Origin of the sequence: Paremcibacter congregatus (assembly GCF_006385135.1) — a bacterium.
GTDB lineage: Bacteria > Pseudomonadota > Alphaproteobacteria > Sphingomonadales > Emcibacteraceae > Paremcibacter > Paremcibacter congregatus.
This window is the reverse complement of sequence record NZ_CP041025.1, coordinates 466,658-493,405: the sequence shown is the minus strand read 5'-3', so window position 1 is coordinate 493,405 and position 26,748 is coordinate 466,658. Positions and strand designations below refer to the sequence as shown.

Here is a 26,748-nt window from a genome sequence, read left to right as displayed (position 1 = left end):
TTTCTTTTTGTAAAAAGATATCCTGCCGTACAAATTATTGACAGCGCTGTCAATAATGACTATCCTGCCGGTGATTTTGGCGATATCCGATTAAGGCATAGACAATATGAGACAGCTCGACATAATCTTATTTGGCGGCAGTGGCGACCTGGCCACCCGCAAGTTGATCCCCGCCCTGGCCCATATTATGCAGAATAGTGATTTGCTTGATCACAGTCGCCTTCTGATCGCCGCCCAGGATGTTCGGGATGATCAAGAATTTCGCACCGCCTTCGCCGCCCGCATTGCCCCCCATCTCAGCGAGACCACCCCAGAACAGCTTGACCGGTTGATGCGTCGCATGGACGTCATGTCCCTTGATCTGAGAGCAGAAGACGCCTGGCGCAGCCTGTCGGACTGGCTGTCGCCAGCAAACGACCGCGACATCATTTACTATTTTGCCGTGCCATCATTTTTATTTGCCTCCCTCTGCCGGAAAATTCGTCAGCATAATCTGAACCCGCCCCAGTCCCGCATTGTCGTGGAAAAACCGCTCGGCGAGGACCTGACAAGCGCAGCAGAAATCAACGGCGTCATATCGGAAACATTCGCGGAGACCCAGATCTTCCGTATTGATCATTATCTCGGCAAAACCGCGCTGCAGAATATCCTGCCCCTGCGGATACAGAACCCGGGCCTTGAGGCCCTGTGGCACGCGGACAGCATAGATAACATCCAGATCACCCTTACCGAAACTGTCGGGGTGGAAGGCCGTACAGAATTGCTCGACCGCATCGGAACGCTGAAGGACATGGTCCAGAATCATATGTTGCAAACCGTGGCGCTTCTGACCATGGATCTGCCACAAAATCTGACCGCCAGCCAGATCCGCCGGGGCAAGATCGAGGTCCTGCAATCTCTGCGACCGATTACAGAAGACAGCATCCTGTCCAATATGGTAATCGGACAATATCGCGCCGGAACACTTGGAGGTCAGACCGTGTCCGGCTATCAGGAAGAAATTTCCGCCTCTGCCGGCACCGGTGAGATGTTTGTCGCGCTGCGCATCTTTATTGACACCGACCGCTGGGCCGGGGTGCCTGTTTATCTGCGAACCGGCAAAAGATTGCGACAGCGCTGTGGTGAAATTGTCATCACCTTCAAGCCCCGTAGCGCTTCCCCAGACGCCAATGAACGACCCCGACGGTTGATGATTGAAATCCATCCCGATCAGAATATCCTTTCCGACCTGCCCCTGACCTTACACAATCCTCTGGCGGAGGGGGAAAACACCCGGATTCAGGATGCTTACGAAAAACTGCTGCAGGACGTTATCCAGAACGACCAGACCTTCTTTGTCCATTGGGATGAAATTGAGGCCTCCTGGCGCTGGATTGATCAGATCAGTCACGCCCGGCAGAAAGTGAATGTTCCCATGCAGTCATATGCCCCCGGCACAAACGGCCCAATTTCAAGCCATCTTCTGCCCCGGCAGGACGGAAAATACTGGTACAGCAACAGAGTAGACAAAGAATGACACAGATTACGGAAAAAAAATTCACCCGCAAGCAGGCTCTGTTTGACCAACTGTTTCAGGACACCACAACCCGCCTGCAGAAAGCCGTCGCGGAAAAAGATATGGCTTCTGTATTGCTGTCGGGCGGCACCACCCCCGGCAGTTTTTACGATGTGCTGTCCCATGCCGATATCCCATGGGATAAAATCTGTCTCAGCGTCACCGATGAGCGCTGGGTGCCCGCTACCAATCCGGCCAGTTGCGAATATCTCGTTCGTCAAACCCTGATGCAGAACAGGGCGGCCACGGCCCGTTTCTTTCCGCTGAAGTCACCCCCCGATGCGCTCATGGACGGTTATGCCATAACGCTGGACAGCCTGCGCCAGATGCCGCAACCTTTTGATATGGTGTTACTTGGCATGGGGCTGGATGGCCATGTGGCGTCCTTGATTCCCACGGCAGAGGATACCGCCAGAGGCCTTGACCCGGCCAACAAGAACATCTGCCAGTATATCCGCAATCCGGGGGGTGATTACCCGCGCATCAGTATGACCGTCAATAGTCTGTTGAATGTAGCGCAAGTGACGCTCCTGTTTTTCGGCGTCGAAAAATGGGCCGTTTATCAGGATGCGCTCCATGATACCGCCTTCACCTGGCCAGTGAGCCATATCCTGCATCAAGATCAAACTCCTGTCGAAATATACTGGTGCCCGTAATTCCATGACACAAAAAATCCACCCCACACTACAGGCCATCACCAACCGCATCGCCGAACGGAGCAAGACAACACGCGCCGCCTATCGCGCTAAAATCCGCCGCGCGCAACAAGACAAACCAAAACGCAGCACAATTTCCTGCGGCAACCTCGCCCACGCCTTCGCCGCCTGCAGCGCCGGCGACAAAACGGCCCTGTCTTCCGACACGGTCGCCAACCTGGGGATTGTCACCGCCTACAATGATATGCTGTCGGCCCATGCCCCCTATAGCGATTATCCGGCGGAAATCAAGAAAGCGGCGGCGGCCCTCGGGGCCGTGGCCCAGGTTGCCGGCGGCGTGCCTGCCATGTGCGACGGCATCACCCAGGGACAGACCGGCATGGAATTGTCCCTGTTCAGCCGCGACGTCATCGCCATGGCGACAGCGGTTGCCCTCAGCCATAATGTCTTTGACGGCGTTATCCATCTGGGCATTTGTGACAAGATCGTACCCGGACTGCTGCTGGGAGCTTTGTCTTTTGGCCATCTTCCGGCGATCTTCATGCCCGCCGGACCAATGCCATCCGGCCTGCCCAACGCCAGAAAGGCCGAAGTGCGGCAGCTTTTTGCCGAAGGCAAGGTCGGACGTCCGGAATTGCTGAAAGCCGAAAGTCAATCCTATCACAGCCCAGGAACCTGTACGTTTTACGGCACGGCCAACACCAATCAGATGCTGATGGAAATCATGGGCCTGCAATTGCCGGGCAGCAGTTTTGTCAATCCCGGTACCCCTTTGCGCGCCGCCCTGAACACCCATGCCGTCGCCCGCCTGCTGCGCTGTACAACGGAAAACAGCCCCACCCCCCTTGCCGATATCGTCACCGTCAAAACACTGGTCAATGGCATGGTCGGCCTTCTGGCAACCGGAGGGTCGACAAATCATACCCTGCATCTGATGGCCATTGGCCGGGCGGCGGGGATCAGATTGACATGGCAGGATCTCGCCGCCCTGTCTGATCTGGTGCCGTTGCTGTGTCGCATCTATCCCAACGGCCTGGCCGATGTCAATCATTTCCAGGCGGCAGGCGGCATGGGCTTTTTAATCAGCAGTCTGCTCGAAAGCGGGTTGCTGCATCACGATGTCAAAACTGTTCTGGGCGACGGCGGCCTGTCTGCCTATACCAAGGAACCGTTTCTGGAAGACGGGCGCCTCGCCTGGCGCGACGCCCCGGAAAACAGTCTGGACGATATGGTCCTGCGCCCGGTAACCACCCCTTTCCGCGCTGATGGCGGACTGCAGCATCTTACCGGAAACCTTGGCAGCGCGGTGATTAAGACCTCGGCCTTGAAAGACAAACATATGACCGTCACCGCCCCGGCCATCACCCTGTCTGATCAGAATGACCTGCAGGGCCTGTTTGAAAGCGGCGCCCTCAACCGGGACTTTATCGCCGTGATCCGGTTTCAGGGCCCCCGGGCCAACGGCATGCCGGAATTGCATAAACTGACCCCGATCCTTGGCATCCTGCAGGACAAGGGATATCAGGTCGGTCTGGTGACCGATGGCCGCATGTCGGGCGCATCCGGCAAGATTCCCGCCGCCATTCACCTGACCCCGGAAGCCATGGCCGACGGGCCCATCGCCCGGATTGAAGATGGTGATATTATCACCATTGGTGGCCGGAACAGCCGACTGCATATCGAGGTCCCGGAAGAGATTTTTTCTGCCCGACCGGCCGCTGCCGCAAATTTAACACAAAATAATACGGGAATGGGCCGAGAGCTCTTTTCAATGTTGCGCAATAGTGCTAGTTCAGCAGAACAGGGCGCTTCACTATTCACTTGGGATGAAGATTTATGACACGATTGACCAACGCACCGCTTCTGGTCGCCGATATTGGCGGAACCAATACCCGCATTGCCCTGGCTCATGTGGATCAGGATGAGACCCGGGCATTACATGTGGAACTGCACAATCTTGTCATCCTGCCCACCGCAAGTTTTGATACCCCTGAGGCGGTTTTTTCCAGTTACCTGTCCGCCACCACGGGGGAAAAACCACAGCGCGCCGTCATTGCCGCCGCCGCACCGGTGGTCGAAGACAATATTCAGCTGGTCGATTATCCCTGGAGTTTTTCCGGCGACAGCATGAAAAAGGCCCTGAAAATGCAGGACGTGCAGATCATGAATGATTTTGCCGCCATCGCCTGCGCCATACCGCATTTGTCCGATGACCAGTTCTTCCAGATTGGTGGCGGGCAAAAGGTCGCCTCCGGTCCCGCCGTCGTTGTCGGCCCCGGCACAGGCCTCGGCATGGCGGCGCTGACCCCTCTGGATGATAAATGGAAGATCTTCTCCAGCGAGGGCGGCAACATCTGTTTCGCGCCCACCAATCGTCTTGAATTCGAGGTTATGGAAATCATCAAACAGCAACACCCGCGGGTTTCAGTCGAACGGCTCCTCTCGGGTCAGGGACTGGTGGCGCTGTACCGCGCCCTCGCGCATCTTGATAAAATGCCCCCCGCCAGCCTGACACCGGAAGAAATCACCCGCAAGGCGCTGGAGAACAGCGACCAGACCTGCACCAAGACCCTTGATCTTTTCAGCGCGCTTCTTGGACGTTTCGCCAGTGACATGGCCCTGGTGTTCAACGCCACCGGCGGCATTTATCTTGCCGGCGGCATCCTGCCCCGGATCGAGGATTATTTCCGCAACAGCGGATTTCGCGACTCTTTCGAAAGCAAGGGACGTCTGACTTATGTCAAGGCCATCCCCACCTATCAGATTCTGGAACAGCAGCCGGCCCTGATCGGCGCGGCCGCCTGGGCGGTGTCACCTGCGCTTTATCACGAGGATATGTAATGCCCCATACAAATGCGTCTCTGCCCGCTCTGCTTGACGGCTGCGCGGTGATCCCGGTCTTGACCATTTCACATATAGAAGACGCCCTGCCCCTGGCAGAGGCTCTGGTCAAGGGTGGTCTAAACGTGCTCGAATTAACGCTGCGCACCCCTGTCGCGCTGGAAGCCTTGCGCCTGATCGCAGCTGAAATCCCCGAAGCCATCATCGGGGCCGGTACAGTGAATACGCCGGAACTGTTGACACAAGTCACAGATGCCGGGGCGCGTTTTGCCGTCAGTCCCGGCCACACCGACCGCCTGCTTGATGCCGCCGAGAACAGCCTGACCCCGCTTCTTCCCGGTGTCGCCACCGCCAGCGAAGTGATGCATCTTATGGAGCGGGGCTACAGCATGTTGAAGCTGTTTCCTGCTGAAGCCATCGGCGGCCGTGAATTGTTGAAATCCTTCTCCGGCCCCCTGGCCCACGCCAAATTCTGCCCTACAGGCGGCATCAGTCCGGATCTCGCCCCTTCTTATCTCAGTCTGCCCAATGTGGTTTGTGTCGGCGGCTCCTGGATGGTTTCCGCCCAGGACATTGCCAACAGGGACTGGGCGAAGATCGAAACCCTCGCCCGTGCGGCCGCCCGTTTTTAAACTTAATGGCGTTAACCCTTGATAGGTTTAAACCTTGATCACTATTCCGCGCCACTGCAACACGGCGATGGGGATCCAGGTCAGGATCACCGCCGCCAGGATCGGCAACGCCATTGCGGCTTTGGGATCAAGAAAACTCAACCCAAACGTATATGCCGTCTCGCCAATTATGCCATAAAGCACAATGCTGGTGGCAAAGGCATGCCAGACATAAGCCGTGATGGCGTTAAGTCCAAAAGCCGCACAAGGCGGTGTCCAGCCAGCTTTCCAGCCCCGGACATCAATCACATAAATCAGCAGCGCCAATAACAGAATTCCAAGGCCTGAAGTATAGAGAACAAAACTACTGCTCCACAATGCCTTGTTCAGCGGATAAACGTAGGACCAGCCCCAGCCCGCTAGCGCCATCAGCCCCCCGGCGATGAACAGGGTTCCCAAGTGACTTTCCATCGCCCCTTTACGGCGGATCACCTGTCCCACCAGAACCCCGATCAGGGCCTGGGCAATGCCCGGCAGGCTACTGAGCAATCCTTCAGGATCATAAGGATAAGGGCCCTCGGTCACATAAAGACGCTGCCCGAGGATCAAACGATCCACCCAATGGACAAAATTCTGCCCCGGCACGCCGAGATCCGTTCCCCCATCCGGGAAGGGCAACAAGCACATTCCCCAATAGCCCAGCAAAAGCGCCGCCGTAATCATCAGTTGCGCCCGCCAGCCGGTCACCATGAAGATCACCGCAGCGGCAAAAAACACAATGCCGATACGTTGCAATACCCCCATGATGCGGAATTGCCTTTCCCCGTCAGGATCGAAGAAATAAGCCGCCAGAACCACGCCAATCAGAAACAGCAGACTGCCGCGCCACAGGAGCCTCAGAAATACCTTGCGCTCAAGCCCTTGGCGTTCTTTCAATGAAGATAATGCGAAAGGGATCGATACCCCGACAATCAGCAGGAAAAAGGGAAAGACCATATCCGCCAACGTCGCCCCGTTCCAGGACGCATGCAGCAGCAGGGCATAGGCATCCCGCTCCCCTTCAACAGAAAACATCGCGGCACTGTTGACCACCACCATGCCAATAACCGTCAGCCCCCGCAGAACATCGAGAGATAATAACCTGTGCTGTGACATCTTTACTCCTTATACCCGTTTATTTTTGTTTTTACAGAACACCCCGATACGCTTGGTTCTGCCGACTTCAGTGCAAAAAAATGCCGTTATGCTGAAAAACAACATAACGGCTAAGGACTAATGATATCGCCCTTTTTATAAGTCATTTTGACAGCGCTGTCAATATTATTTTTCATCCCCGGACCCCTTTATGTTTTTTGCAATCCAAACTTGTGAATTTTATCAATAAGGCCCCGGTGGTCCGGCATCTGGACCGCTGCATTATTCCGGGCCTGCCGGATCTGGTCAAACAGCCTTCTGGCGGCCTCGTCTTCAGGATATCTGGCGCCGTGCGACGCCATATCGGTCACAAAGTCCATGCCATAAAGCACATAGAGATAGTTTTCCAGGTTGAAGACTTCAAACTTGCTGAAGAAATCATAGGCGCTCGGCGGGGCATATCGCCACTGGTCCAGCCGCTCCAGCAGGTGATCCGAAACAGTCTCTGCCCGACGATTATCAATCCAGAACGCGCTGTCGTCGCGACGGCTCAGGTAATAATGCAATTTGATGAAATCAATCACCCGGTCATAGCCATAGCGCAACAACCGGTTATAACGTTTCGCCGCCCCGTCAAGCGCCGCACTATCGGTCGGGAACTGTTCTGCCAGCATACGGCAGGCCCCATCCACCATCAGTAAAGCCGTCGCCTCCAGTGGCTCGATAAAGCCCTGGGACAGGCCAATGGCAACGCAGTTGCCTTGCCAGAATGTCTCTCGATAGCCGATGCGCATAGGGATCTTGCGACAAGGCAGTTCATCCGCCGCCGGGCCGATATAATCACGGATGACCTGTTCTGCCGTGTCATGATCGGTATATTTACTGGAATAAACATAACCGGTGCCGCGCCGGGCCGACAGGCCGATATCCCAGATCCAGCCGGCGTCCCGCGCCGTGGAAATGGTCTGACTGGCGATCGGTCCCTCCGGATCGGCATAAGGCACCTGAATCGCCACCGCATGATCGACGAAAAGCTCGCCCCCTTTGTCGATAAAAGGCACCCCAAGCGCCCCGCCGACCAGAAGAGAAGCAAACCCGCTGCAATCCACATAAAAATCCGCCTGAAGCCTGCCACAGCGGTCCGTGTCAAGATAATCCACATGGCCATTGTCTTTCACCACCACCTGGGTAACATTCCCGAGCAAATGCCGCACACTGTGACGCTCGGTAGCGTGCCGGGTCAACAGTTTGGCGAATTTCACCGCATCCAGATGATAGGCATAACCGCTCGCGCCCTCATATTCCGGTGTGGTGATGTGCTTTGGGCCGCGGCTCTGATCACAGAACAGGCTTTGCATTGATACCGCATCAGCATAATTTGTCGCGCCGGCGCACCCTTTCAGCCAATAAGGCGTCAGATCAAAATCTTGCCGGATCGGATCATCAAACAGGTGATAATAGCGGTGATGTTTCCCGTCTTTTGGTACATGCAGCCAGTCGACAAACTCAATGGACTGTTTGAAGGTCGCGTCACATTCCCGGATAAACTCTGTTTCACTAATGCCGAGGAACTTCAAGGTCTGCCGCATGGACGGCACCGTGCCTTCCCCCACGCCGATGGTCGGAATATCCGGCGATTCAATCAACGTGATGGAAAAATCATCGCCCGGTCCGGCCTTCAGACAGCGGGCGAGATAATTCGCCGCCAACCACCCGGCAGTCCCGCCGCCAACAATGACAATTGATTTAATCGCGGTGTCGGCTCTCAAGATACCCTCACTATTTGCGTTGCGCCTGAAGACTTGCCAGACATCGGATTTGATGTACCGATACCATCTGGGCATAGAGCAACGGTAAAAAGCCATGCTGACGCAAGTCCAAAAACTGATCATCGGGCACTGCATTCAATTTAACTTCGTCGATAAAATAAATACCTTCCAGATCAATCGTTTCCCCACTAACCTCAACTGTCAGGTTTCTTTGCGCCAGAAGGTCAAGGCCCGTCACCAACGCTGTAAAACTTTCTGTGAGCTGACTGCTTTCGAAATGATTTCTCAGATCCTGCATGCGCTCCTCTAGAATATCGCTTCTACTCCCATCGTCTTTGAATAAGCGAGCCCCCTCATCAAGGCTAAGGGTGGTACTTTTCTCATCTATCGCCACCATCACTTTTTCTTCATCCTGTGGATTACGCATTAAGTGAAAAGGATGATTGCGAATAGCCATGGGGATATACAGACCCTCCCACCCTTCGGGTCCGACAAATAGATTCTCGCCAGGCTTCAGACCCATCATGGCAACCGGTATGAATTGACCATTTTCAGAATTTTTAACAAAAACAACAGGATATTCAGCACTTGCCTGAAAAAATTCATGCACCCCCAATGGAATGACATGTGCGTCCTTCATCAGCCTAAAATCTTTCCGCGCGCGAATTTTGAGCAACCCGTGATCAACTGGATTCAGCGGTACAAAATTTGATGGCATCGAAGTCTCCCGTGAAGTTTTAACTCTTTGTAAAATTGGAGCATAACATATTTAGAATGAAAAAAAGGGGAGTTAATGAAACTCCCCTTTTTCCCAAATAGCAGCTAATTAGAACTTATAGCTTACGCCGAGGGTAATTCTCCGGGCCGTATTATATTCAAACACAGGGAAGTCAGGTGTGAACCCGCTATTCGGCGTGTTTTGCGCGTTGTTGCCAATCTGTTTCGACGTTTCTTCAAACAGATTATTCACATCTAGATTAACGGTAATTTCATCTGTGATAAAATAGGCCGCACTTAGATCAACGCTGCCGAAAGCTTCGTGAAGTCGGTTACCATACGCTCCTGTTTCCCGCAGCATGTAGGCGCTACGGTAGTTGTAAGCGCCGCGAACCTGGAAACGTTCAGATTCATAATATGCCGTTGCGTTGGCAGAATGTTTGGATGCATCACTCAGAACCTTCTGGCCATCCGTGAATGTATCCGCATCATCAGACCCGGAGTCTGTATAGGTATAATTCAACACCAAACCGAAACCGTTGCCGAAATCCTGCTGATACTGCAGTTCAACGCCTTTAATAGTAGCGGCTTTGCCGTTTATACGTTCCTGGAATGTCCACCCTTCGGCGGCTTCTTCAGGGCGAATGGTGCCATTGAAAGGAATCTCACTATTATTAGCGTGACGCTCATTCTGACTAACAAAATTCTTCACATCTTTCATGAATACTGTAGAGGACAAAATGGAGCCTTCGGCGAAATACCATTCAAGAGCAATATCAAATTGATCAGAGATAAAGGGCTTCAACCCGATATTACCGACGATCCAGAATTGATTATCATCAACATCATCATTTGCCCCCCGAACATCCGGATTAACATAAAGATCAACATACTGAGGGCGGGTCATTACACGCGCGCCAGAAGTACGTAGAACCAAGTCATCCGCCAGATCCATCGCAATATTGAAACTTGGCAGGAATTGAGAATCTTTGGCATTTTGAGTACGCTGTTCGCCATTCACATAAAATGTCGATGTCGCACTTGTATGGGTATAACGTACCCCGGCATTACCGCGGTAGCCATCCCCTTCGAATTCAACCATACCATAAGCGGCAACCGTTTTTTCATCAAGTTCGCTATAAGCGCCCAGATCTTCGGTCTCTCCGATAATACTCGCTTTTGCCAGATCTTTCGCGGCATTAAAGTCAATGCGCAAAATTTCATGCTGATCCACACCAGCCTTAATCAAGCCGTTGTTGATCGTACTTGTCGCGAACGACGGGTTAAAACCCTCCGCCTGAATATACTCATATCGGCGGCTCTTCGTGTCATGGCCTGAATATTTCATACCAAATTTATAGGTCGTAATCGGCCCCCAAGACACGTCGCGGGAGACATCAAACTGAGCATAATGTTCTTTGTCGCTCTTGGGTGTGCGGTTAAAGTTCGACCCTGTCCCCATATCAAGGGTGCCCGGGTCCCAATCAAAGCCGATCTCGTTCAAGTTCCATTTCATATGGCCACTGGAAAAATCATAGGTACTGCCTGAAATATCGGGCACGGTACCATCATTCAACACCATTTCGAAATCAGTACCACCCGTGGACTCTGTCAAACCAGCCTGAAAGTCCACCACGAAATCGTCGCCTGAGTAGGTTGCGTCAAAGTCATAAACATTTGAGTTCATGGTCGCTTCCCGAGGACGCGCCTGGTAGAAACCAACATTCAACGCACCAGCAACAGGAGACCCATTCAATGATTTTGTTGTTCCCGCGTCAGGCCCACGTGTCAGGAATAAGGCATAGTTGGTATTATCCGCCCGCATTTTCATGCGCAGGTAATTCACCGTCAGGTCAAGGTTCTCATTCGGCTGGAACTGCACTGTTGCATTGATGGCGGACCGCTTACGATCCTGTTCGAATGCGACCGGACCGGCGCCCCATGCCCAAAAAGCTTCATCGCCCTGGCGTTCCATCTGACGGCGTTGATACACGCCGGAGACCAGAACCCCAAGGTTGCCCTGCTCATTCTTCCAGCTCACCAGACCGGAAAGCTGCGGATTGATTTTGCCAGAATCGTTGGTGTGCGTGCCTTCAGCAGAGGCATAGACACTCAGGTCATTCATTTCCAAAGGTTTGCGTGTATGGATAATAACCGTACCGCCAATGCCGCCTTCCGCGATATTAGCCTGCGCAGATTTATACACTTCAATGTTGCCCACCAGTTCTGAAGGCAGCAAAGAATAATTGAAGCTACGACGGGCGGGTTCAAGTACGAACCAACCAGTTGACGCCACATTCTGACCGTTCAACAACGTCAAGGTCATATTCTGACTGGCACCGCGAATGGCAACCCCGGCACCTTCACCAAATTGGCGCGCAATCGCAACGCCGGTCACCCGCTGTAGAGATTCGGCCACGTTTTTATCAGGAAATTTCCCGATATCTTCAGATGAGATGACATCCACAATCGCGTTGCTGTTACGCTTTACATTCAACGCCTGCTTCAACCCGCCCCGAATACCGGTGACCACAACTTCTTCCAGTTCCGTCACCTCTTCCTGAGCCGACGCGGCGGAAATCGCCGCAGGGCCGCTCATGACGACCAAAGCGCCGACACTGCCTAATAATATTGATTTTCTAGAACGCATTAATTTTCCTCTCCATGATATTTTCCCTAGATTCCCTAAGACGAATAACCGTTTTATTTTGTCCCGAACGCCTCGGTATCAACAAAAGCTATTGATCTTCAATTGTGGATAATACTCTTTTTGACAGCGCTGTCAATAATATTTTTTAAAGGATCGTTCATACGCCCGGCCCCGCCATATTTCAGTATGGCGCCAGCAATAATCATATTAAATTATTCTATAACAATGAATTAAGGAGACTTCTCCACATAGGAACGCGCCCGGCCATCGCATTCTTCATAGGCAAAAAGCAGACGGCCCGCGGCATCAAGGTGCGCAGAGAATGTTATATTGACCAAATACTGGCGGCCCTCCTGCCCGCCGCCCACAAGAATTTCTTGTGCGCAACGACCTTGGCCTAGATCATCCAGGAGCCGCCGACGCAAACCACATTGCCGAGCGCCAGGTAGTCCGCTGCGCTGTCGGACGTGATCCCCCCGGTCGGACAGAATTTCAGGTCTGGCAACGGTCCCTGCAGCGATTTCAACAATGCCCGTCCGCCAACGGCCTCGGCCGGGAAGAGTTTCAGATAACGATAGCCCAACGCCTGCAATTTCATGGCTTCGCTGGCGGTCGCCACCCCCGGTAACAGAGGCAAACCAGTCTCGTCCGCCACCGCGATCAGATCGTCTGTCGATCCCGGGCTGACCGCAAAGGTGGCCCCGGCGGCCTGGGCGTCGCGCAGTTGTTGCGGCGTCGTCACCGTGCCGACGCCGACAATGGCCTCCGGCACATGAACGATGATCTCCTTGATCGCCTGCAGGGCGCAGTCGGTGCGCAGCGTGATTTCCAGCACCTTCATGCCCGATTTCACCAGTTCCCGCGCCAGGGGCACCGCCTGGGCGATGTCCTTGATCACCATCACCGGGATCACATTGGTTCCGGCAAGAAGGCTTTCGAATTTCAAATTTTGATGGCTCATAAGGGGTCTCTTTTCTGGTCAGGCGATAAAATGACCCCGGATACGCGCCGCAGCGCCAATCAGGGCCGGTTGTTTCTGCAGGATTTGCAGGGTGGGAATATCCCGCACATAGGTCAGGCGTCCCTTGTTCTCAAAGCGCTCGCGGAAGCGGCTGTTGATGAAGAAATCCTGAATTTTGGGAAGAATCCCACCGGCGAGATAAACTCCGCCCGTGGCGTTGAAGGTCACCGCCATATCCCCGGCATAGCTGCCGAGAATGCCGCAGAAGATATCCACAGCCTGGCCACAGCGGCCCTCAGGATTTTCCAGCGCCCGCTGGGTAATTTCCCGGGGGCTGAGGGGCTCGGCCTCGGCGCCCTGCAAGCTGCAGATCGCCTGATACAGCGTGCTGAACCCCGAACCGGAAATCACCCGCTCCACCGATACCCGGGGATACTTATATTTCACCGTCTGCAAAATCTGCCGTTCCAGCTCATCCGCTGGCGCGAAGCCCACATGGCCGCCTTCACTGGTCAGGACTTTCCAGCCGTCTCCCACCGAGGTCAGGGCCGCAAGGCCAATACCGGTGCCGGGACCGAGAACAATTTTTGTCCCGTTGTCCTGAATTTCCCCGCCGCCAATTTTCAACAGATCCGCCGCATGCAGATAAGGCAGGGCGCAGGCAATGGCTTCGAAATCATTGAGGACAAGGACCTCCGCCATACCGAGATCGGCGGCGAGCTTCTCGCGGCAGAATGTCCAGGCACAGTTGGTCATGGTCACCTGCCGCCCGACCACCGGGCCGGCGATGGCAATGGCGGCCACTGTCGGCCGCTGACCGTCAATTTGCGCCAGATAGGATTCCGCCGCCTCCTGCAGACTGGCGTAATCGGCGGTCGGCAGGATCATCAACTGATCAATCGCAATATCTTCAGTACCCCGGGCGAGCGCGAAGCGGGCGTTGGTGCCGCCAATGTCCGCCACCAGAGTGGTTTTTGTCTGCGTCATGTAACGTCATCCTCGCCAAAAACCCCGGCGCCATTTTCGGCAGTGCCGACCAGTTGCCGGAAGGCCGAGAAAAGTTCCCGCCCCATGCCCTGATGGCTGGTGGTCAGATCGGCCGTGGCTTGCGCCCGCTGCGCCAGAATGTTGTCCGCGACCTTGACCTGCAAGGTGCCATGTTCCGCATCAAGTTCGATAATATCACCGTCTTCAATACGGCCGATGGGGCCGCCGTCGAGGGCTTCCGGTGTCAGATGGATCGCCGCCGGGACCTTGCCCGAGGCGCCGGACATGCGCCCGTCGGTGACCAGCGCCACATGAAACCCCTTATCCTGCAGCACGCCCAGGGACGGGGTCAGCTTATGCAGCTCCGGCATGCCATTGGCTTTGGGGCCCTGAAAACGGATCACGGCGACAAAATCTTTTTCCAGCTCGCCGCGCTGATAGGCCTCCAGCATCTCGTCCTGTGAATGAAAGACGATCGCCGGCGCCGTGATATGGCGATGTTTTTCCTTGACCGCAGAGGTTTTGATCACCGCCCGGCCAAGATTGCCGCCGAGCAGTTTCAGGCCGCCGTCCTTGCTGAAGGGCTCCGCCACCGGCCGCAGGATATCCCGGTCATGACTGATCGCCGCGCCGTCTTTCCATACCACCTCGCCCGCCTCAAAGAAGGCGTCCTTGCAGTAAGCCTCAAGGCCCCTGCCCATTACGGTTTGAACATCGTCATGCAGCAGCCCGGCATCGCGCAGCTCACGCATGAGGTAAGCCATACCCCCCGCCGCATGGAAATGATTGACGTCCGCCAGACCATTGGGGTAAATCCGGGTCAGGGACGGCACCACGTCCGACAGATCCGACAGGTCCTGCCAGGTAAGCTTGACCCCCGCCGCCCGGCCGATGGCCATCAGATGCAGGGTATGATTTGTCGATCCGCCGGTGGCGAGCAGGCCGACCATGCCGTTGACCATCGCCTTCTCGTCAATAATCTCGCCCAGCGCCGGGGCCTCGGCCAGTTGCACCACCGCCGCGCGGGTCATGGCGTCGCGCATGTCGGTGCCCGGATTGATAAAACTGCTGCCCGGCAGATGCAGGCCCATGATTTCCATCAGCATCTGGTTTGAATTGGCGGTGCCGTAAAAAGTACAGGTGCCGGGGCTGTGATAAGACGCGCTCTCGGCCTTCAACAGTTCGGCGCGGCCAATTTTTCCCTGCGCGTAAAGCTGGCGGATGCGGGCTTTCTCGGCATTGGACAGGCCTGACGTCATGGGACCGGCGGGGACAAATATTCCCGGCAGATGACCAAAACTCAACGCCCCGATCAACAGACCCGGAACAATCTTGTCGCAAACCCCGAGGTAAAAAGCCCCGTCGAACATATCATGGCTAAGGGCAATCGCCGTCGCCATGGCAATGACATCACGACTGAACAACGACAGTTCCATGCCGGCCCGGCCTTGCGTCACACCGTCGCACATGGCCGGCACGCCCCCGGCAAACTGGGCCACCGCACCCTGGGCCCGGGCGGTTTCTTTGATCAGATCGGGGAAGGTCTGGAACGGCTGATGGGCCGACAGCATGTCGTTATAGGCAGAAACAATGGCGTAATTGGCTTTCACATCACCGCTCAAATCCGCTTTGTCCTGCGCATCACAGGCGGCAAAGGCATGGGCGAGATTACCGCAAGCCAGTGCGCCGCGTGTCCGGCCCTGCCCTCGGGCCGCAGTGATCTTGGCGAGATAGGCTGCGCGACTGTCGCAGCTGCGGGCGATAATGCGGTCGGTGATCTTCTGTAATTCAGGTGTCATGTCAAAGTCCTTCACGGCGCCCAATAGAGGGTCACCGGCGTCTGCGTCTGGTTCAAGATATGGCTGACCGGCTGATGATTGCTGATCTGTTGGCGGGCCTGTTCAAAAACCGCCCATTTCTCATCACCATAGATCAACAGTTTGATTTCCCCGCTGTTGAGCAGGGCGTTTCGGGTCATGCTGATCCGGGGTGTCTCGCCCGCACCGCGCCGGATCGGGTGGCACAGCGACAGGGCGTCCGCCGCCAATGCTGCCGGTGTGTCAGGAGAATCCGGAAATAACGAGGCGGTATGGCCGTCAAGCCCCATGCCAAGCAGGGTAATGTCATAGGGACTGGGCAGATCTTCCAGCGCATGGTTGCTCAAATCCGCGCCCTTGACAATATCCTCCTCCAGGCTTTTCAGGCCGATGAAATGCGCCGCCGCCGCCTTTTGCCGCAACAGGGTGTCATGCACCAGCTTTTCATTGCTGTCCGCATGATCGGGCGCGACCCAGCGTTCATCGCTGAGGCCGAACCAAACCTTGTCCCAGTCGAATTCCTGCTGCGCCATCATTTGATAGAGCGCCCCCGGCGAGGTGCCACCGGACAACAGCATGCTGGCCTGATCCCGGGTTGCCACCGCATTGGACAGGCCCGCCATAATGTCGGCCAACAGCGTGGTCAACAACGCATCACGGCTGTCTTTTTTGATCACCCGAATATTGTTCATCTTAAATTTCTTTCTCTTTGCTGTACCAAGTGTGACCGTCGGCGGCGAGCAGCGCATCGCTGGCCTCAGGCCCCATGCTGCCGGCCTCGTAACTGTGCAGGGGCAGGTCAGCCGCGACCCAGGCCTTGCGGATGCCATCAATCCATTTCCACGAGGCGATAATTTCATCATGACGGACAAAATAGGCCTGATGACCCTGCATGACATCGCCGAGCAGTTTTTCGTAGGCGTCAGGGATACGTACGGCCTCCCCCGCCAACATATCGTCGGTGAAATTATGGTGGCCCAGATCATCGGCAGATTTCAGCACCTGCTTCATCGCCATCGAACAGGAAATAGTCATATCTGGTTGCAGGCCAATGATAATCCGGTTGGCGGGCGCACCCGCATAAGCGGTACTTTCCGGCGCCTTGAAGGTTACCACCACTTCGGCGTAACGCGCCGACAGGCGCTTTCCGGTGCGCAGGTAAAAGGGAACCCCCTGCCAGCGTTCACTGTCAATCAGTGCTTTTACCGCGACATAGGTCTCGCCAGTGCCGGCAATGTCCTGATCCGCGATTTCTTGCCGATAGCCCGGCTGCGCATTTCCCGGACCATATTGCGCCCGCACCACATGATCGTGAATATTATCCAGTGTCACCGGACGCAAGGCGTCCACCACCCGAACCTTCTGGTCGCGAATGCTGTCGGCGCTGCCATCTGTCGGCGCATCCATGGCAACAAAGCACAAAACCTGCATCAGATGGTTCTGAATCATGTCGCGCAATATGCCCGCCCGGTCAAGAAAGGCCGCCCGGCCCTCGACACCAACGGTCTCCGCGACGGTGATTTCCACGTGGTCAATATGATCCCGGTTCCAGATCGCCTCCATCATGCGGTTGGCGAAGCGGAAAGGCAGGATATTTTGCACCGCCTCCTTGCCGAGATAATGATCAATCCGGTAAATCTGGCTTTCTTCAAAGCTGGTGGAGAGAATGTCATTCACCGCTTCGGCGCTTTGCTCATCTTCCCCGAGCGGTTTTTCCACCACCAGGCGGCTGTTGATCGGGTTGAGGTCATGCTGCTTGAGCTGCGCGCACACCGTGCCAAATAAAGTCGGCGGCACCGCCATGTAATAAATGATCTCCCGCGCCCCGACTGGCGCCAGATAATCTTTCAGCGTCGCCCAGGACTTCTGATCGGGAATATCCAATTCACGATAATCAAGCAACGTGGCAAACGTTCGCCCAACCTCGCCGTCATATTTTTCACCGAGATACAATTTCAGCTTTTCCAACACCTGGTACTGATAATCCGCCCGGCTGACATGGCCCCGGGACAGGCCGAGAATACGACTGCCCATCGGCAGTTTCCCGTCCCGATAGAGGAAATACAGGGCGGGCATCAATTTCCGCAGACATAAATCGCCCGTGCCGCCAAAAAAAACAATATCCAGAGCCGTCATTTTATTTTCTTTCCCATCCGGAAAATCTCATTCACATATAGTTTAACAGGTTATTCAAAAAAAAAGTCAGGGGTGTTGCAACAGTTTCGTGAGGACAACACCCCTGAAGTTGGACTAATTCACATCCATAAATTTAACATTGATCCACCCACGCCTTACCACCAGGTGGCGTAAAGCGCCGTCAGGATCAGCACCACCGCGATGGTGGATATATTGTAAGACCGGCCGGTGGTAAAATCGATACCCTCCAGATCGACCGCATTCTTCTGCACGCCGCGTTTCTCCATCAGGGTGACGATAATACCCAGCGCCAAACAACTGAGGAAGACAATCCCCACCCGATCAATGAAGGGCAACGACGGCCACAACATTTTCAGGGCAAAGGACAGCACCGCAGAGCCAATCGCGGCAGTCAGCGCCCCGTGAGCTGTCGTCCGGTTCCAGAACATCCCCAGCAGGAAGATCACCACGATGCCCGGGGTGAAAAAGCCGGTAAATTCCTGAATATACTGAAACGCCTGATCGAACTGGCCGAGCAACGGCTTGGCGCAGATCATGGCGATCACCAGTGAAGAGAAGCTCACCAGACGGCCGATAAACACATAATGCGCCTGACTGCGGTTCTTCTGGTAGTAGCTGTAAATATCCATGGTGAAGATCGTTGAAATACTGTTGGTCATTGACCCAAGCGAGGAGACAATCGCCGCCACCAACGCGGCAAAAACCAGCCCTTTCATGCCCACCGGCATCATCTTCATCAGTTCGGGATAGGCCTGATCCGGCGACGCCAGGTCAGGCGCCAACACCACGGCGGCAATCCCGGGCAACACCACAATCACCGGCATCAGAAGCTTAAGGAACGCGGCAAAGCAAATCCCCTTTTGGGCTTCCCCCAGGTTCTTCGCCGCCAGGGCGCGCTGAATGATATATTGGTTAAAGCCCCAATAGGACAGATTCATGATCCACATGCCACCAATCAGGACACTGAGGCCCGGCAGGCTGGCATAATGCGGGTTATCCTTGCTCAGGATCATGTCGAATTTTTCCGGCGCCTGGGCGGTCAGTTCCGCAAAACCGGCAATGATGCCTTCTCCGGCCCCGATCGCATCCAGGGTGACATAGGACAGGAACAACCCGCCGAACACCAGCAACACCACCTGAATAATGTCGGTAAAGGCCACGGCCTTCAGCCCGCCGTAGAGAGAATAAGCGGCGGCGAACGCGCCGAGGAACAACAGGCCATACATCAAATCAACGCCCGTCACCGTATGGATGGCCAAGGCGCCGAGCCACAGAATGGCCGTCAGGTTGACAAAGACATATACGCCAAGCCAGAAGATCGCCATGATGGTGCGTACCCGATGGTCATAGCGCTGTTCCAAAAACTGCGGCATGGTATAGATGCCGTTTTTCAGGAAGATCGGCAGGAAATATTTCCCGACAATGATCAGGGTGATCGCCGCCATCCATTCGTAAGACGCAATCGCAAGACCGATGGCATAACCCGACCCGGACATGCCGATGATCTGTTCGGCGGAAATATTGGCCGCAATCAACGACGCCCCGATCGCCCACCAGGGCAAAGACTTGCCAGCGAGAAAATAATCCTCCGCATTTTTCTCGTGGCCCGGCTTTTCACGCGACACCCAATAGGCCAGCCCGATAAGACCAACCACATAAACAACAAAAACCCCGATATCCAGATTCGCTAATTCCATAACGCTACGCCCAGCCTTCCCGTTTTCAATATTTTGAGCCCATTTTTATATTTTTATAATGTTAGCGCTATCATTTATAGCACATTCTGTCAATCTAGTTTCCCTTTACATGGCATCACAATGTGGTCTTTTTCTATATTCCGGGCCATAAAATCCGTTACCTTACAATAGTTTACTGGCCCACCAAAAAACTCGGTTCATTAATCATTGCCACGTCCGCGAACATCTTCTAGTCTCTCTGGCACGCTCTAGAACCAACAAGGCTATGGGATGATTCAGAAAATGAAGACCGCCACCATGCAGGATGTCGCCAAACTGGCCGGCGTCTCGATGATGACCGTTTCACGGGTGATCAGCAACGAGGCCAAGGTCCGGGACAAGACCCGCGACAAGGTGATGGCGGCCATTGAGGAGCTCGACTATCAGCCCAACCTGTCCGCCCGCAGTCTGGCCAGCGCCAAGTCCCATCTGATTGCCCTGTTTTACCAGAACCCCAGTGAAGGCTATGTCGGGCAGCTGCTGATCGGCGCCCTGAGCAAGAGCCAGTCGCGGGGCTATAATCTGGTGGTCAGTTCCCTGGACGAAACCACCGACGATGTGGAAACCGCGCTGAAAGCCCTGGTGCGGCGCAACAAGATCGAAGGCATCATCCTGCCGCCGCCCCTGTCGGATTCACAGCGGGTTCTCGATATCCTGATGGCGCTCAATATTCCCGCGGTGCGCATTTCGCCGCAACGGGATGACCACCCTTTTCCCTTTGTGTGCATGGACGAGGCTCAGGCCGCTTTTGACATCACCGAACATCTGATCACCCAGGGCCATCGCAAGATCGGCTTTATCCAGGGTCATCCGGACCATAGCGGCAGCCATCTGCGTTATGAAGGATATAAGCGGGCGCTTGAAAAGCATCACATTGACATACGTGACGACTATATCCAGCAGGGTCTGTTCACCTACCGGTCCGGCTTTCAGGCGGCGGTGAACCTGGTGACGCTGGCTGACCCGCCGACGGCTATTTTCGCCAGCAGTGACGACATGGCGGCCGCGACCATTTCGGCGGCCCAGAAACATCATCTTCAGGTGCCGAGCATGCTGTCCGTGGTGGGGTTTGATGATGCGCCGATCGCGTCAGCCATATGGCCGTCCCTGACCACGGTGCGCCAACCCATTCTGGAAATGGCCGAACGCGCGACCGACCTGTTGATTGATGCGCTGAAGAAGAAGCCCGAGACGGAGCAAGAGATGGAAACCCCGCCGGAGCAAAATCTGGAAAATATCCTCGAGTATCAACTGATGCTGCGGGAGACCGTGGCGGCGGCCTGAAAGTGGTCATTGATCAGGTGCTCAGCCACACCTCCGACCAGCACGCCTGGTTTCAGGAAAGCCGTCAGGGTCGTGAAAATGCCAAGGCCGACTGGTACGTCTGGGCCGACGCCCGCGCCGATGGCGGCGCCCAGATCCTGCAGGAAGTCGAATTTTGGCTGAAGCGTGGCGTCGATGGTTTTCGCCTTGACGCGATCAATTTCTGTTACCATGACGCCGAACTGCGCGACAATCCCGCAAAACCCATGGCGGAACGCCGCGGCCGCGGCTTCAGTCCCGATAATCCTTATGCCGCGCAATGTCATGTCTATGGCAATGACCGGCCGGAGACGCTGGCCTTCCTCGAAGAGCTGCGCGCGCTCCTCGACCGCTATCCCGGCGTGATGTCTATAGGTGGGCGAGATCAATACAGAGGATTCGCTCAAATCCATCGCCGACTATACCGCCGACAACAAACGCCTGCATATGGGCTATAGTTTTGAGCTGTTGGTGGATGATTTTTCCGCCCGCCATATCCGTGAAACGGTGGAGCAACAGATGGCTCACCTGAATGGCGCTCAACCCTGCTGGGCGATCAGTAATCATGATGTCAAACGGGTCTTGAGCCGGTGGGGCGGCGACAATCCGTCGCCGGGGATGGCCAAGATGCTGACCGCCCTGCTCTGCAGCCTACCGGGCACGATATGTATACCTATCAAGACGAGGAACTCGGCCTGAACGAAGCGAATATTGCCCACGCGGACCTTCAAGATCCTTTCGGCATCAGATTCTGGCCCGACTTCAAGGGCCGCGACGGATGTCGCACGCCTATGCCCTGGACGGCTGACGCCCCCCATGCGGGCTTCAGTGACGCCGTCCCATGGCTACCGGTGCCGACAGATCATCTGGCCATAAGCGTAGAGGCGCAGGAAAGAGATCTGAACTCGGTGCTGAATGCCTTTAAGAATTTTCTAAGCTGGCGCAAATCCCACCCGGCTCTATTGCACGGCGATATCAAATTCCTCGACAGCCCGGACGGCACCTTGGCCTTTGTGCGGACGTATAAACGGGAGAGCATGCTGGCGGTGTTTAATTTGACGAATAGGTCTATAATGATACCGCGACCTGAAAGTACAAAAATAACGAACTTGCAAGACCGCCCAAGCCCTGCCCCCCCCCCTTTAGAGATGAAGCTCTTACTTTAACTTCGTACAATGTTTTTTAGAGCAGAGTTGATTGCTCTTTTTTCATAAAGGCAATATTCATTCAGCAACTCGTTTTATAAAAACGAATAGCCTGTCACCCATACAGTATCAAACGTGACCCAAGAGTGTATTACGTAAATTCACAAGGGAAAAATCAACTGGAAAATAGGGAGGTCTTTTCAGAGAAAACGTGCCTTAATTATTTGTGTGAAACAAAAGTATTTTGTGCATCTTACCTTCTAACCACTTGCGCTTCCCGCAATAATTAGATACAAAACTACCTTGGACTTCTTCTATAAAGCTGTAAGCGAACAGACATTCAGACGATACATCAATCATTCCAACTTTAAATAGGATAAAAATGAGAAAATTAGTATTTTTCGAATTAAATGAAGTGCCATTTAGAGTATTGAATACTTATGTAGATCGTCATCCAGACTCGGCATTCAGTAAGCTTTTACAAAAATCTACTATCGCGAAAACAGTATCACCAGATTCAAAATGGCTACATCCGTGGTGTACTTGGGCCACTGTGCACCGCGGTGTGGATACAGAAAAGCATATGCTAACCAATCTAAGCCAAAACTTAGAGGATGTTGACATTGAATTTCCCCCCTTATGGAAAATTCTTGCCAATCAAGGCGTGCGGATTGGAATTGGAGGCTCCTTGAATAGTTGGCCCATGCCCGCAGACCTTTCACAATATGATTTCTTCTTACCTGACACTTTTGCAAGTGATGCACAAGGCTTCCCTCCTGAAGTAGCCAAATTCCAAGACTTCAATCTAAACATGGTTGATAAATCAGCAAGAAACGTATCGACTGGCATCTCTGGCGGCAAGGCTATTGCACTCTTGCCTCATTTGTTAAAACTCGGTTTCACGCTTAGTACGGCAAAAAAGATTATCGGGCAATTGATTGCTGAACGTCAGAATCCCATCCGAAAAGGCCGTCGGCGTATCTTGCAAGGTGTTTTAGCATTTGATGTTTTCTTTCAACAGCTAAAGAGTAAAAAGCCACAGTATACAACATTTTTCTCCAATCATGTTGCATCAAGTATGCACCGCTACTGGGCTTCAAGTTATGCCGAAGACTTTAAACAAAATGATTTTGATCCAGACTGGGTAAGAACCTATGCTGATGAAATCGATTTTGCAATGACACAAGCAGATGATATGCTCGAAAAGCTTATGATATTTGCCCATAAGAATCCTGAATATACAATCGTTTTAACCACAAGCATGGGGCAAGGTGCAAACCTAGGGAAATCTATCGCTCGTCAAATATATATTAAGGATGCCGAGACTTTCCTGCAAAAACTGAATGTGGAACCCGATGAGTGGCAACGGCGTCGCGTCATGTTGCCACGCTTTGCATTTATTACAACTCCTCAAAAATCAGAACTTATACGGCAACTTTCCTCGACTCTAAAAGTCGCAGGCCAACCTGTTCGACACGAAGAGCGGGCCAACGACTACCATATGTTTCATTTCGGCATGGAAAATGTTACGGATGATATGGCCTACGTAGAGATAGGAAATCAAAAATTTACATTGGAAGAAGCCGGTTTGGAAAATACTGTTATCGAAGACCAATCAGGGTCATCAGGATACCATATACCAACAGGTATGTGGATCAGCTATGATCCAAAAAATATGAATAAACAAAATATTCAAACAGAAATCGACACCCGCGAAATTGCCCCTGCAGTGCTTTCACACTTTGATGTCTCCGTCCCAGAATACATGAAGAAGTTATCATCTAGCCTGATTAACCGCCAAACTCCGTGACTAAGAAAATATCTGGCTCTTAGAGAACCAAAACTGAATAAACATCTCAAGAAAATATAATTACTCAACACTTCCCTCTAATGCTGCCTCAAAAGAGATCAGCATGTCATGCGCGAGTGCTTCTCGGGAATATTTGGGGGCGCAACTTAAACTGTTTTTCCGATAGTTCGCCATCAAACCAGGGTTCCTATACAAATCTAAAATGGCTTGCGACATCTGCTGTGCGTTTTCTGGTTCAATGTTGATTCCACAGTCACATTTTTCCACAATACCCGTAATCTCTCCCTCCGGCACACCAACGAGGACAGGCAAGCCCATACCCATGGATTCAAAAAGTTTTGAGGGAATGACAGTTTTAAATACAGGGTTATTTTTCAAATGGATCAAAGAAACGTCACACAGGCTCCAAAGCCTCGGCATCATCTCCTTTGGCTGCCTAGGGATCAAGCAAACATTTTTGAGTTTCTTTGCCGCAACCTGCTCCTCGATAGCGGTACGCGCCGCGCCGCCCCCAGCGAAGAGGATGACAATATCTTTCTCATGTTGTAGGAGTTCGGCGGTATCCACAACCTTATCCAAAGCGTGGGCCATGCCATGAGTGCCGACATAACCCACGACAAACTTGTCCTTAAGGTTATATTGCTCAGCCAACTCCGGATCTTTTTCATCTGCTGGTGCATATTTAGTCAGATCTACACCATTGGTAATAACATCTATTTTCTCGGCCAAAACCCCTCTTTCAACGAGTTCCTTTTTAAAGGCATGTGTGACAGAAATGATCCGATCCGATCTGTGATAGAGGAACAGTTCTATTCTTTCAAAAACCCGGATCAACAGACTGTCTTCCATTGCGCCAACAGCCTTGATCGACGCTGGCCATAAATCACGCAATTCAAAGATAAAAGGCCTTCGGCGCACCACCGATAACATCCACCCGCCTATCGCGCAAAAGAACTGTGGCGACGTGGCCACAATAATATCCGGCCTTTTCTGGAACAGGCCTGCAAAGAAACCCATAAACATAAAGGAGATATAATCCAGCGTCCTTTTGAGAAAACCTTCGTTTGCAGTAATATATGTCTTGACCCGCACGACTTTGATGCCCGACATCATTTCGACCTGATACAACCGGTTTTTATATCCCTCAAAAACCTTGCCCTCTGGGAAATTTGGCACGCAAGTGATAACAGTCACTTGGTGGCCCTTTTCAATCCAGCGGGTCGCATGTTCAAACAACCTTGTCGCAGGGGCATTACCTTCGGGCGGAAAATTATCGGAAAGGAAGAGAATATTCATAATGTAATTGTGGTTTCCAAGTTTGTATCAAAAGCGATCTCAATCACATGAGCAGAGACGAGTGTATTAAATTCTGGAGCGTAACAGTATCTTGTTAAATCAATTCTTTTTGCACCTTCAAATCTTATCAACAAAGGGCCTGCTTGGACGGTGTTTTCTCTGACCTCAACGTCAACATTCGGATGAAAATGTATGCGAGAAATGGACGCCCCAGCCATTAGGCGTTTGCAGAAAATTTCATCCGATATTAAAATTTTACTGGGCTCGAAGGAGAAAGTTCTTTGGTGCTCATACCTTGAGTGACCATAACCAACATAAGAAACAGTGGCTTTATCTCCGATAACTACTCGCTTTTTGATTTTTGCCCGCCTGCCAATCCGGAACGCGCCCCAGATTTCACTTTGCTCTTCACCCGCAATCTGAACGGTATTATGAGAAACTGTTGACCTTTCCAAGTGGCGCCTTGCAGAATTCTCGTATGTGCTGACACCAGTATCAACAATAATCGGTTGATCAGCCGCAAATAGTTCATAGTTGGCCATATCACAGTGGGCATGCCCAGGGATGTAATCCGGCCCCACCTGCCCCGCGTCCCCAAAGAAGGCGTATTTTCCAGTCTCATACCTGAAATAACCACTATTAGGCAGATCCGTCAGCCCATCTGGAAAATTTTTGGCTACTTCAAGCCCAACAGATGAGCTCAGAGATGTTATATCCTGTAACGAAGGTGTAATTCCGTAAGCTGAATCATTAAAGAGTGGGGGCAATCCATCTGGCCTCGTCATGATCACAAGCCATTCAACAGCTTTTTTAGCTTTATATTTCCATTCTTCCGGAATGCCCCGCTCCCCCACCTGGAGCAGATATAGAATATCAAGTAAATCTTCAACCAAAAGGGCCTGGTAAGTTGTACTCAGTTCAAAATGGCCGCCATCGTCAAGAAATTGTTCGGGAATTTGCTCTTCTAAAATTTTAAGTCCTCTTGAAAGCCACCTTTCTGGTTCGGGTCCTTTAAAAAAAATCCCCGCAAAAACTAGAGCTTTAGCATTAGCAAAAAGATGATTCCCAAGAAGGTGAAATTCAATGGTTTTCATTAAGTACCGTGTTTGAACAGCCAGACTATGAAGGGCATTTTGAGATAAGGTGTTTCCACTAAGAGCCCACTTTATCCAGTTGGTTATCCTAAGGCTAATTGGATATGGCTCCCAACCATTTCCATGCTCTATTGGGTTTTCAGCAATCCATTGCTCAATCAACTGTTGCTTAAGTTCAACAGTTGTTTTCTTATTCATAAGTCCTTCAAAGTAATGAAGATTATAAAGCCATAGCTTTGATAAAGATTGATCATTCCATCCGCTTGGGAATGTCAGTTTTTCTTTTTTGTTGAGAAATAGAAATGTATCTGTCCATAAAATAGATTTGGACCTTGGTATCGCATAAAAACTATCGACTGAAAGGCCCCGCAAACTGAGCGCGGTTGAATTATTAATTTTTACCGGAAATAGCTTGCGCTTAATCCGGTTGGTTATTTGGATAGCTTTTAAATGGCGTAATGTCCGCCAGTAAAGGCCTGCTTTCTTTAATTTTTTCATTTACCGGTTGTC

General features: G+C 52.9%; 19 protein-coding genes and 1 pseudogene. 8 read left to right on the top strand and 12 right to left on the bottom strand.

The window, feature by feature from the left end; translation table 11 throughout:
- The first annotated feature begins 106 nt into the window (after positions 1 to 106).
- The 5 genes from zwf (FIV45_RS02335) to FIV45_RS02315 are packed head-to-tail and all read left to right on the top strand — an operon-like array spanning position 107 to position 5,684.
- On the top strand, positions 107 to 1,516 hold the full coding sequence (gene zwf, locus FIV45_RS02335) for a glucose-6-phosphate dehydrogenase (protein ID WP_099472391.1): 1,410 nt from the start codon (positions 107 to 109) through the stop codon (positions 1,514 to 1,516).
- Complete coding sequence (pgl, locus tag FIV45_RS02330; protein WP_099472392.1) at positions 1,513 to 2,211, top strand: 6-phosphogluconolactonase; 699 nt, start codon at positions 1,513 to 1,515, stop codon at positions 2,209 to 2,211. The genes zwf (FIV45_RS02335) and pgl (FIV45_RS02330) overlap by 4 nt, the downstream gene beginning before the upstream one ends.
- Before the next feature lie 4 nt (positions 2,212 to 2,215).
- Positions 2,216 to 4,051, top strand: coding sequence for a phosphogluconate dehydratase (gene edd, locus FIV45_RS02325; protein ID WP_099472393.1), 1,836 nt, complete (start codon positions 2,216 to 2,218; stop codon positions 4,049 to 4,051).
- Positions 4,048 to 5,052, top strand: a complete 1,005-nt coding sequence (glk, locus tag FIV45_RS02320; RefSeq protein ID WP_099472394.1) for a glucokinase — start codon at positions 4,048 to 4,050, stop codon at positions 5,050 to 5,052. The genes edd (FIV45_RS02325) and glk (FIV45_RS02320) overlap by 4 nt, the downstream gene beginning before the upstream one ends.
- Positions 5,052 to 5,684, top strand: a complete 633-nt coding sequence (locus tag FIV45_RS02315; RefSeq protein ID WP_099472395.1) for a bifunctional 4-hydroxy-2-oxoglutarate aldolase/2-dehydro-3-deoxy-phosphogluconate aldolase — start codon at positions 5,052 to 5,054, stop codon at positions 5,682 to 5,684. The genes glk (FIV45_RS02320) and FIV45_RS02315 overlap by 1 nt, the downstream gene beginning before the upstream one ends.
- Positions 5,685 to 5,711: 27 nt before the next feature.
- On the opposite strand, the gene FIV45_RS02310 is transcribed toward FIV45_RS02315, so the two are convergent.
- The 10 genes from FIV45_RS02310 to FIV45_RS02265 form a co-directional block, all read right to left on the bottom strand.
- Positions 5,712 to 6,818: an acyltransferase family protein gene (locus tag FIV45_RS02310; RefSeq protein WP_099472396.1), complete on the bottom strand. Its 1,107-nt coding sequence runs from the start codon at positions 6,816 to 6,818 to the stop codon at positions 5,712 to 5,714.
- A gap of 188 nt (positions 6,819 to 7,006) precedes the next feature.
- The gene (locus FIV45_RS02305) at positions 7,007 to 8,566 is read right to left on the bottom strand and encodes a tryptophan halogenase family protein (RefSeq protein WP_204602163.1); all 1,560 of its coding nucleotides are present in this window, start codon (positions 8,564 to 8,566) and stop codon (positions 7,007 to 7,009) included.
- Positions 8,567 to 8,576: 10 nt separating this feature from the next.
- Positions 8,577 to 9,284 (bottom strand): SapC family protein, encoded by a 708-nt coding sequence (locus FIV45_RS02300; RefSeq protein WP_099472398.1) that lies wholly within the window; start codon positions 9,282 to 9,284, stop codon positions 8,577 to 8,579.
- A gap of 108 nt (positions 9,285 to 9,392) precedes the next feature.
- Positions 9,393 to 11,933: a TonB-dependent receptor gene (locus FIV45_RS02295; protein ID WP_099472399.1), complete on the bottom strand. Its 2,541-nt coding sequence runs from the start codon at positions 11,931 to 11,933 to the stop codon at positions 9,393 to 9,395.
- 397 nt (positions 11,934 to 12,330) lie between these two features.
- Positions 12,331 to 12,894, bottom strand: a complete 564-nt coding sequence (eda, locus tag FIV45_RS02290; RefSeq protein ID WP_099472400.1) for a bifunctional 4-hydroxy-2-oxoglutarate aldolase/2-dehydro-3-deoxy-phosphogluconate aldolase — start codon at positions 12,892 to 12,894, stop codon at positions 12,331 to 12,333.
- 18 nt (positions 12,895 to 12,912) lie between these two features.
- The gene (gene glk, locus FIV45_RS02285) at positions 12,913 to 13,881 is read right to left on the bottom strand and encodes a glucokinase (protein ID WP_099472401.1); all 969 of its coding nucleotides are present in this window, start codon (positions 13,879 to 13,881) and stop codon (positions 12,913 to 12,915) included.
- Positions 13,878 to 15,680 carry a phosphogluconate dehydratase gene (edd, locus tag FIV45_RS02280; RefSeq protein WP_099472402.1) on the bottom strand — a complete coding sequence of 601 codons (1,803 nt, stop codon included), beginning with the start codon at positions 15,678 to 15,680 and terminating at the stop codon, positions 13,878 to 13,880. Before edd (FIV45_RS02280) ends, glk (FIV45_RS02285) begins: the two co-directional genes overlap by 4 nt.
- Before the next feature lie 11 nt (positions 15,681 to 15,691).
- The gene (gene pgl / locus FIV45_RS02275) at positions 15,692 to 16,390 is read right to left on the bottom strand and encodes a 6-phosphogluconolactonase (protein WP_165776989.1); all 699 of its coding nucleotides are present in this window, start codon (positions 16,388 to 16,390) and stop codon (positions 15,692 to 15,694) included.
- A 1-nt stretch (position 16,391) separates the two neighbouring features.
- Positions 16,392 to 17,834 carry a glucose-6-phosphate dehydrogenase gene (zwf, locus tag FIV45_RS02270; RefSeq protein ID WP_099472404.1) on the bottom strand — a complete coding sequence of 481 codons (1,443 nt, stop codon included), beginning with the start codon at positions 17,832 to 17,834 and terminating at the stop codon, positions 16,392 to 16,394.
- Between the two features lie 155 nt (positions 17,835 to 17,989).
- Positions 17,990 to 19,552, bottom strand: coding sequence for a sodium/sugar symporter (locus FIV45_RS02265; RefSeq protein ID WP_099472405.1), 1,563 nt, complete (start codon positions 19,550 to 19,552; stop codon positions 17,990 to 17,992).
- Positions 19,553 to 19,822: 270 nt separating this feature from the next.
- Here FIV45_RS02265 and FIV45_RS02260 point away from each other — a divergent pair, with 270 nt between their 5' ends.
- The 3 genes and pseudogenes from FIV45_RS02260 (at position 19,823) to FIV45_RS02250 (ending at position 23,848) form a co-directional block, all read left to right on the top strand.
- A complete protein-coding gene (locus FIV45_RS02260; RefSeq protein WP_099472406.1) occupies positions 19,823 to 20,875 on the top strand; it encodes a LacI family DNA-binding transcriptional regulator in 1,053 nt (350 codons plus the stop codon).
- A pseudogene (locus tag FIV45_RS18940) lies at positions 20,869 to 22,059 on the top strand (alpha-amylase family glycosyl hydrolase); the annotation flags it as partial. The gene FIV45_RS02260 and the pseudogene FIV45_RS18940, both read left to right, overlap by 7 nt.
- 361 nt (positions 22,060 to 22,420) lie before the next feature.
- Positions 22,421 to 23,848 carry a hypothetical protein gene (locus FIV45_RS02250; RefSeq protein WP_133118564.1) on the top strand — a complete coding sequence of 476 codons (1,428 nt, stop codon included), beginning with the start codon at positions 22,421 to 22,423 and terminating at the stop codon, positions 23,846 to 23,848.
- A gap of 60 nt (positions 23,849 to 23,908) precedes the next feature.
- Here FIV45_RS02250 and FIV45_RS02245 read toward each other — a convergent pair whose 3' ends face one another.
- Entirely contained in the window at positions 23,909 to 25,144 is a 1,236-nt protein-coding gene (locus FIV45_RS02245; protein ID WP_099472408.1) for a glycosyltransferase family 4 protein, read from the bottom strand.
- Positions 25,141 to 26,736 carry a heparinase II/III family protein gene (locus FIV45_RS02240; RefSeq protein WP_099472409.1) on the bottom strand — a complete coding sequence of 532 codons (1,596 nt, stop codon included), beginning with the start codon at positions 26,734 to 26,736 and terminating at the stop codon, positions 25,141 to 25,143. The genes FIV45_RS02245 and FIV45_RS02240 overlap by 4 nt, the downstream gene beginning before the upstream one ends.
- Positions 26,737 to 26,748: the final 12 nt, after the last annotated feature.

Coding starts and splice junctions, on each gene's coding strand:
- zwf (WP_099472391.1), top strand. CDS start 107: ATGAGACAGCTCGACATAATCTTATTTGGCGGCAGTGGCGACCTGGCC.
- pgl (WP_099472392.1), top strand. CDS start 1,513: ATGACACAGATTACGGAAAAAAAATTCACCCGCAAGCAGGCTCTGTTT.
- edd (WP_099472393.1), top strand. CDS start 2,216: ATGACACAAAAAATCCACCCCACACTACAGGCCATCACCAACCGCATC.
- glk (WP_099472394.1), top strand. CDS start 4,048: ATGACACGATTGACCAACGCACCGCTTCTGGTCGCCGATATTGGCGGA.
- FIV45_RS02315 (WP_099472395.1), top strand. CDS start 5,052: ATGCCCCATACAAATGCGTCTCTGCCCGCTCTGCTTGACGGCTGCGCG.
- FIV45_RS02310 (WP_099472396.1), bottom strand. CDS start 6,818: ATGTCACAGCACAGGTTATTATCTCTCGATGTTCTGCGGGGGCTGACG.
- FIV45_RS02300 (WP_099472398.1), bottom strand. CDS start 9,284: ATGCCATCAAATTTTGTACCGCTGAATCCAGTTGATCACGGGTTGCTC.
- FIV45_RS02295 (WP_099472399.1), bottom strand. CDS start 11,933: ATGCGTTCTAGAAAATCAATATTATTAGGCAGTGTCGGCGCTTTGGTC.
- eda (WP_099472400.1), bottom strand. CDS start 12,894: ATGAGCCATCAAAATTTGAAATTCGAAAGCCTTCTTGCCGGAACCAAT.
- glk (WP_099472401.1), bottom strand. CDS start 13,881: ATGACGCAGACAAAAACCACTCTGGTGGCGGACATTGGCGGCACCAAC.
- edd (WP_099472402.1), bottom strand. CDS start 15,680: ATGACACCTGAATTACAGAAGATCACCGACCGCATTATCGCCCGCAGC.
- pgl (WP_165776989.1), bottom strand. CDS start 16,390: ATGAACAATATTCGGGTGATCAAAAAAGACAGCCGTGATGCGTTGTTG.
- zwf (WP_099472404.1), bottom strand. CDS start 17,834: ATGACGGCTCTGGATATTGTTTTTTTTGGCGGCACGGGCGATTTATGT.
- FIV45_RS02265 (WP_099472405.1), bottom strand. CDS start 19,552: ATGGAATTAGCGAATCTGGATATCGGGGTTTTTGTTGTTTATGTGGTT.
- FIV45_RS02260 (WP_099472406.1), top strand. CDS start 19,823: ATGATTCAGAAAATGAAGACCGCCACCATGCAGGATGTCGCCAAACTG.
- FIV45_RS02250 (WP_133118564.1), top strand. CDS start 22,421: ATGAGAAAATTAGTATTTTTCGAATTAAATGAAGTGCCATTTAGAGTA.
- FIV45_RS02245 (WP_099472408.1), bottom strand. CDS start 25,144: ATGAATATTCTCTTCCTTTCCGATAATTTTCCGCCCGAAGGTAATGCC.
- FIV45_RS02240 (WP_099472409.1), bottom strand. CDS start 26,736: ATGAAAAAATTAAAGAAAGCAGGCCTTTACTGGCGGACATTACGCCAT.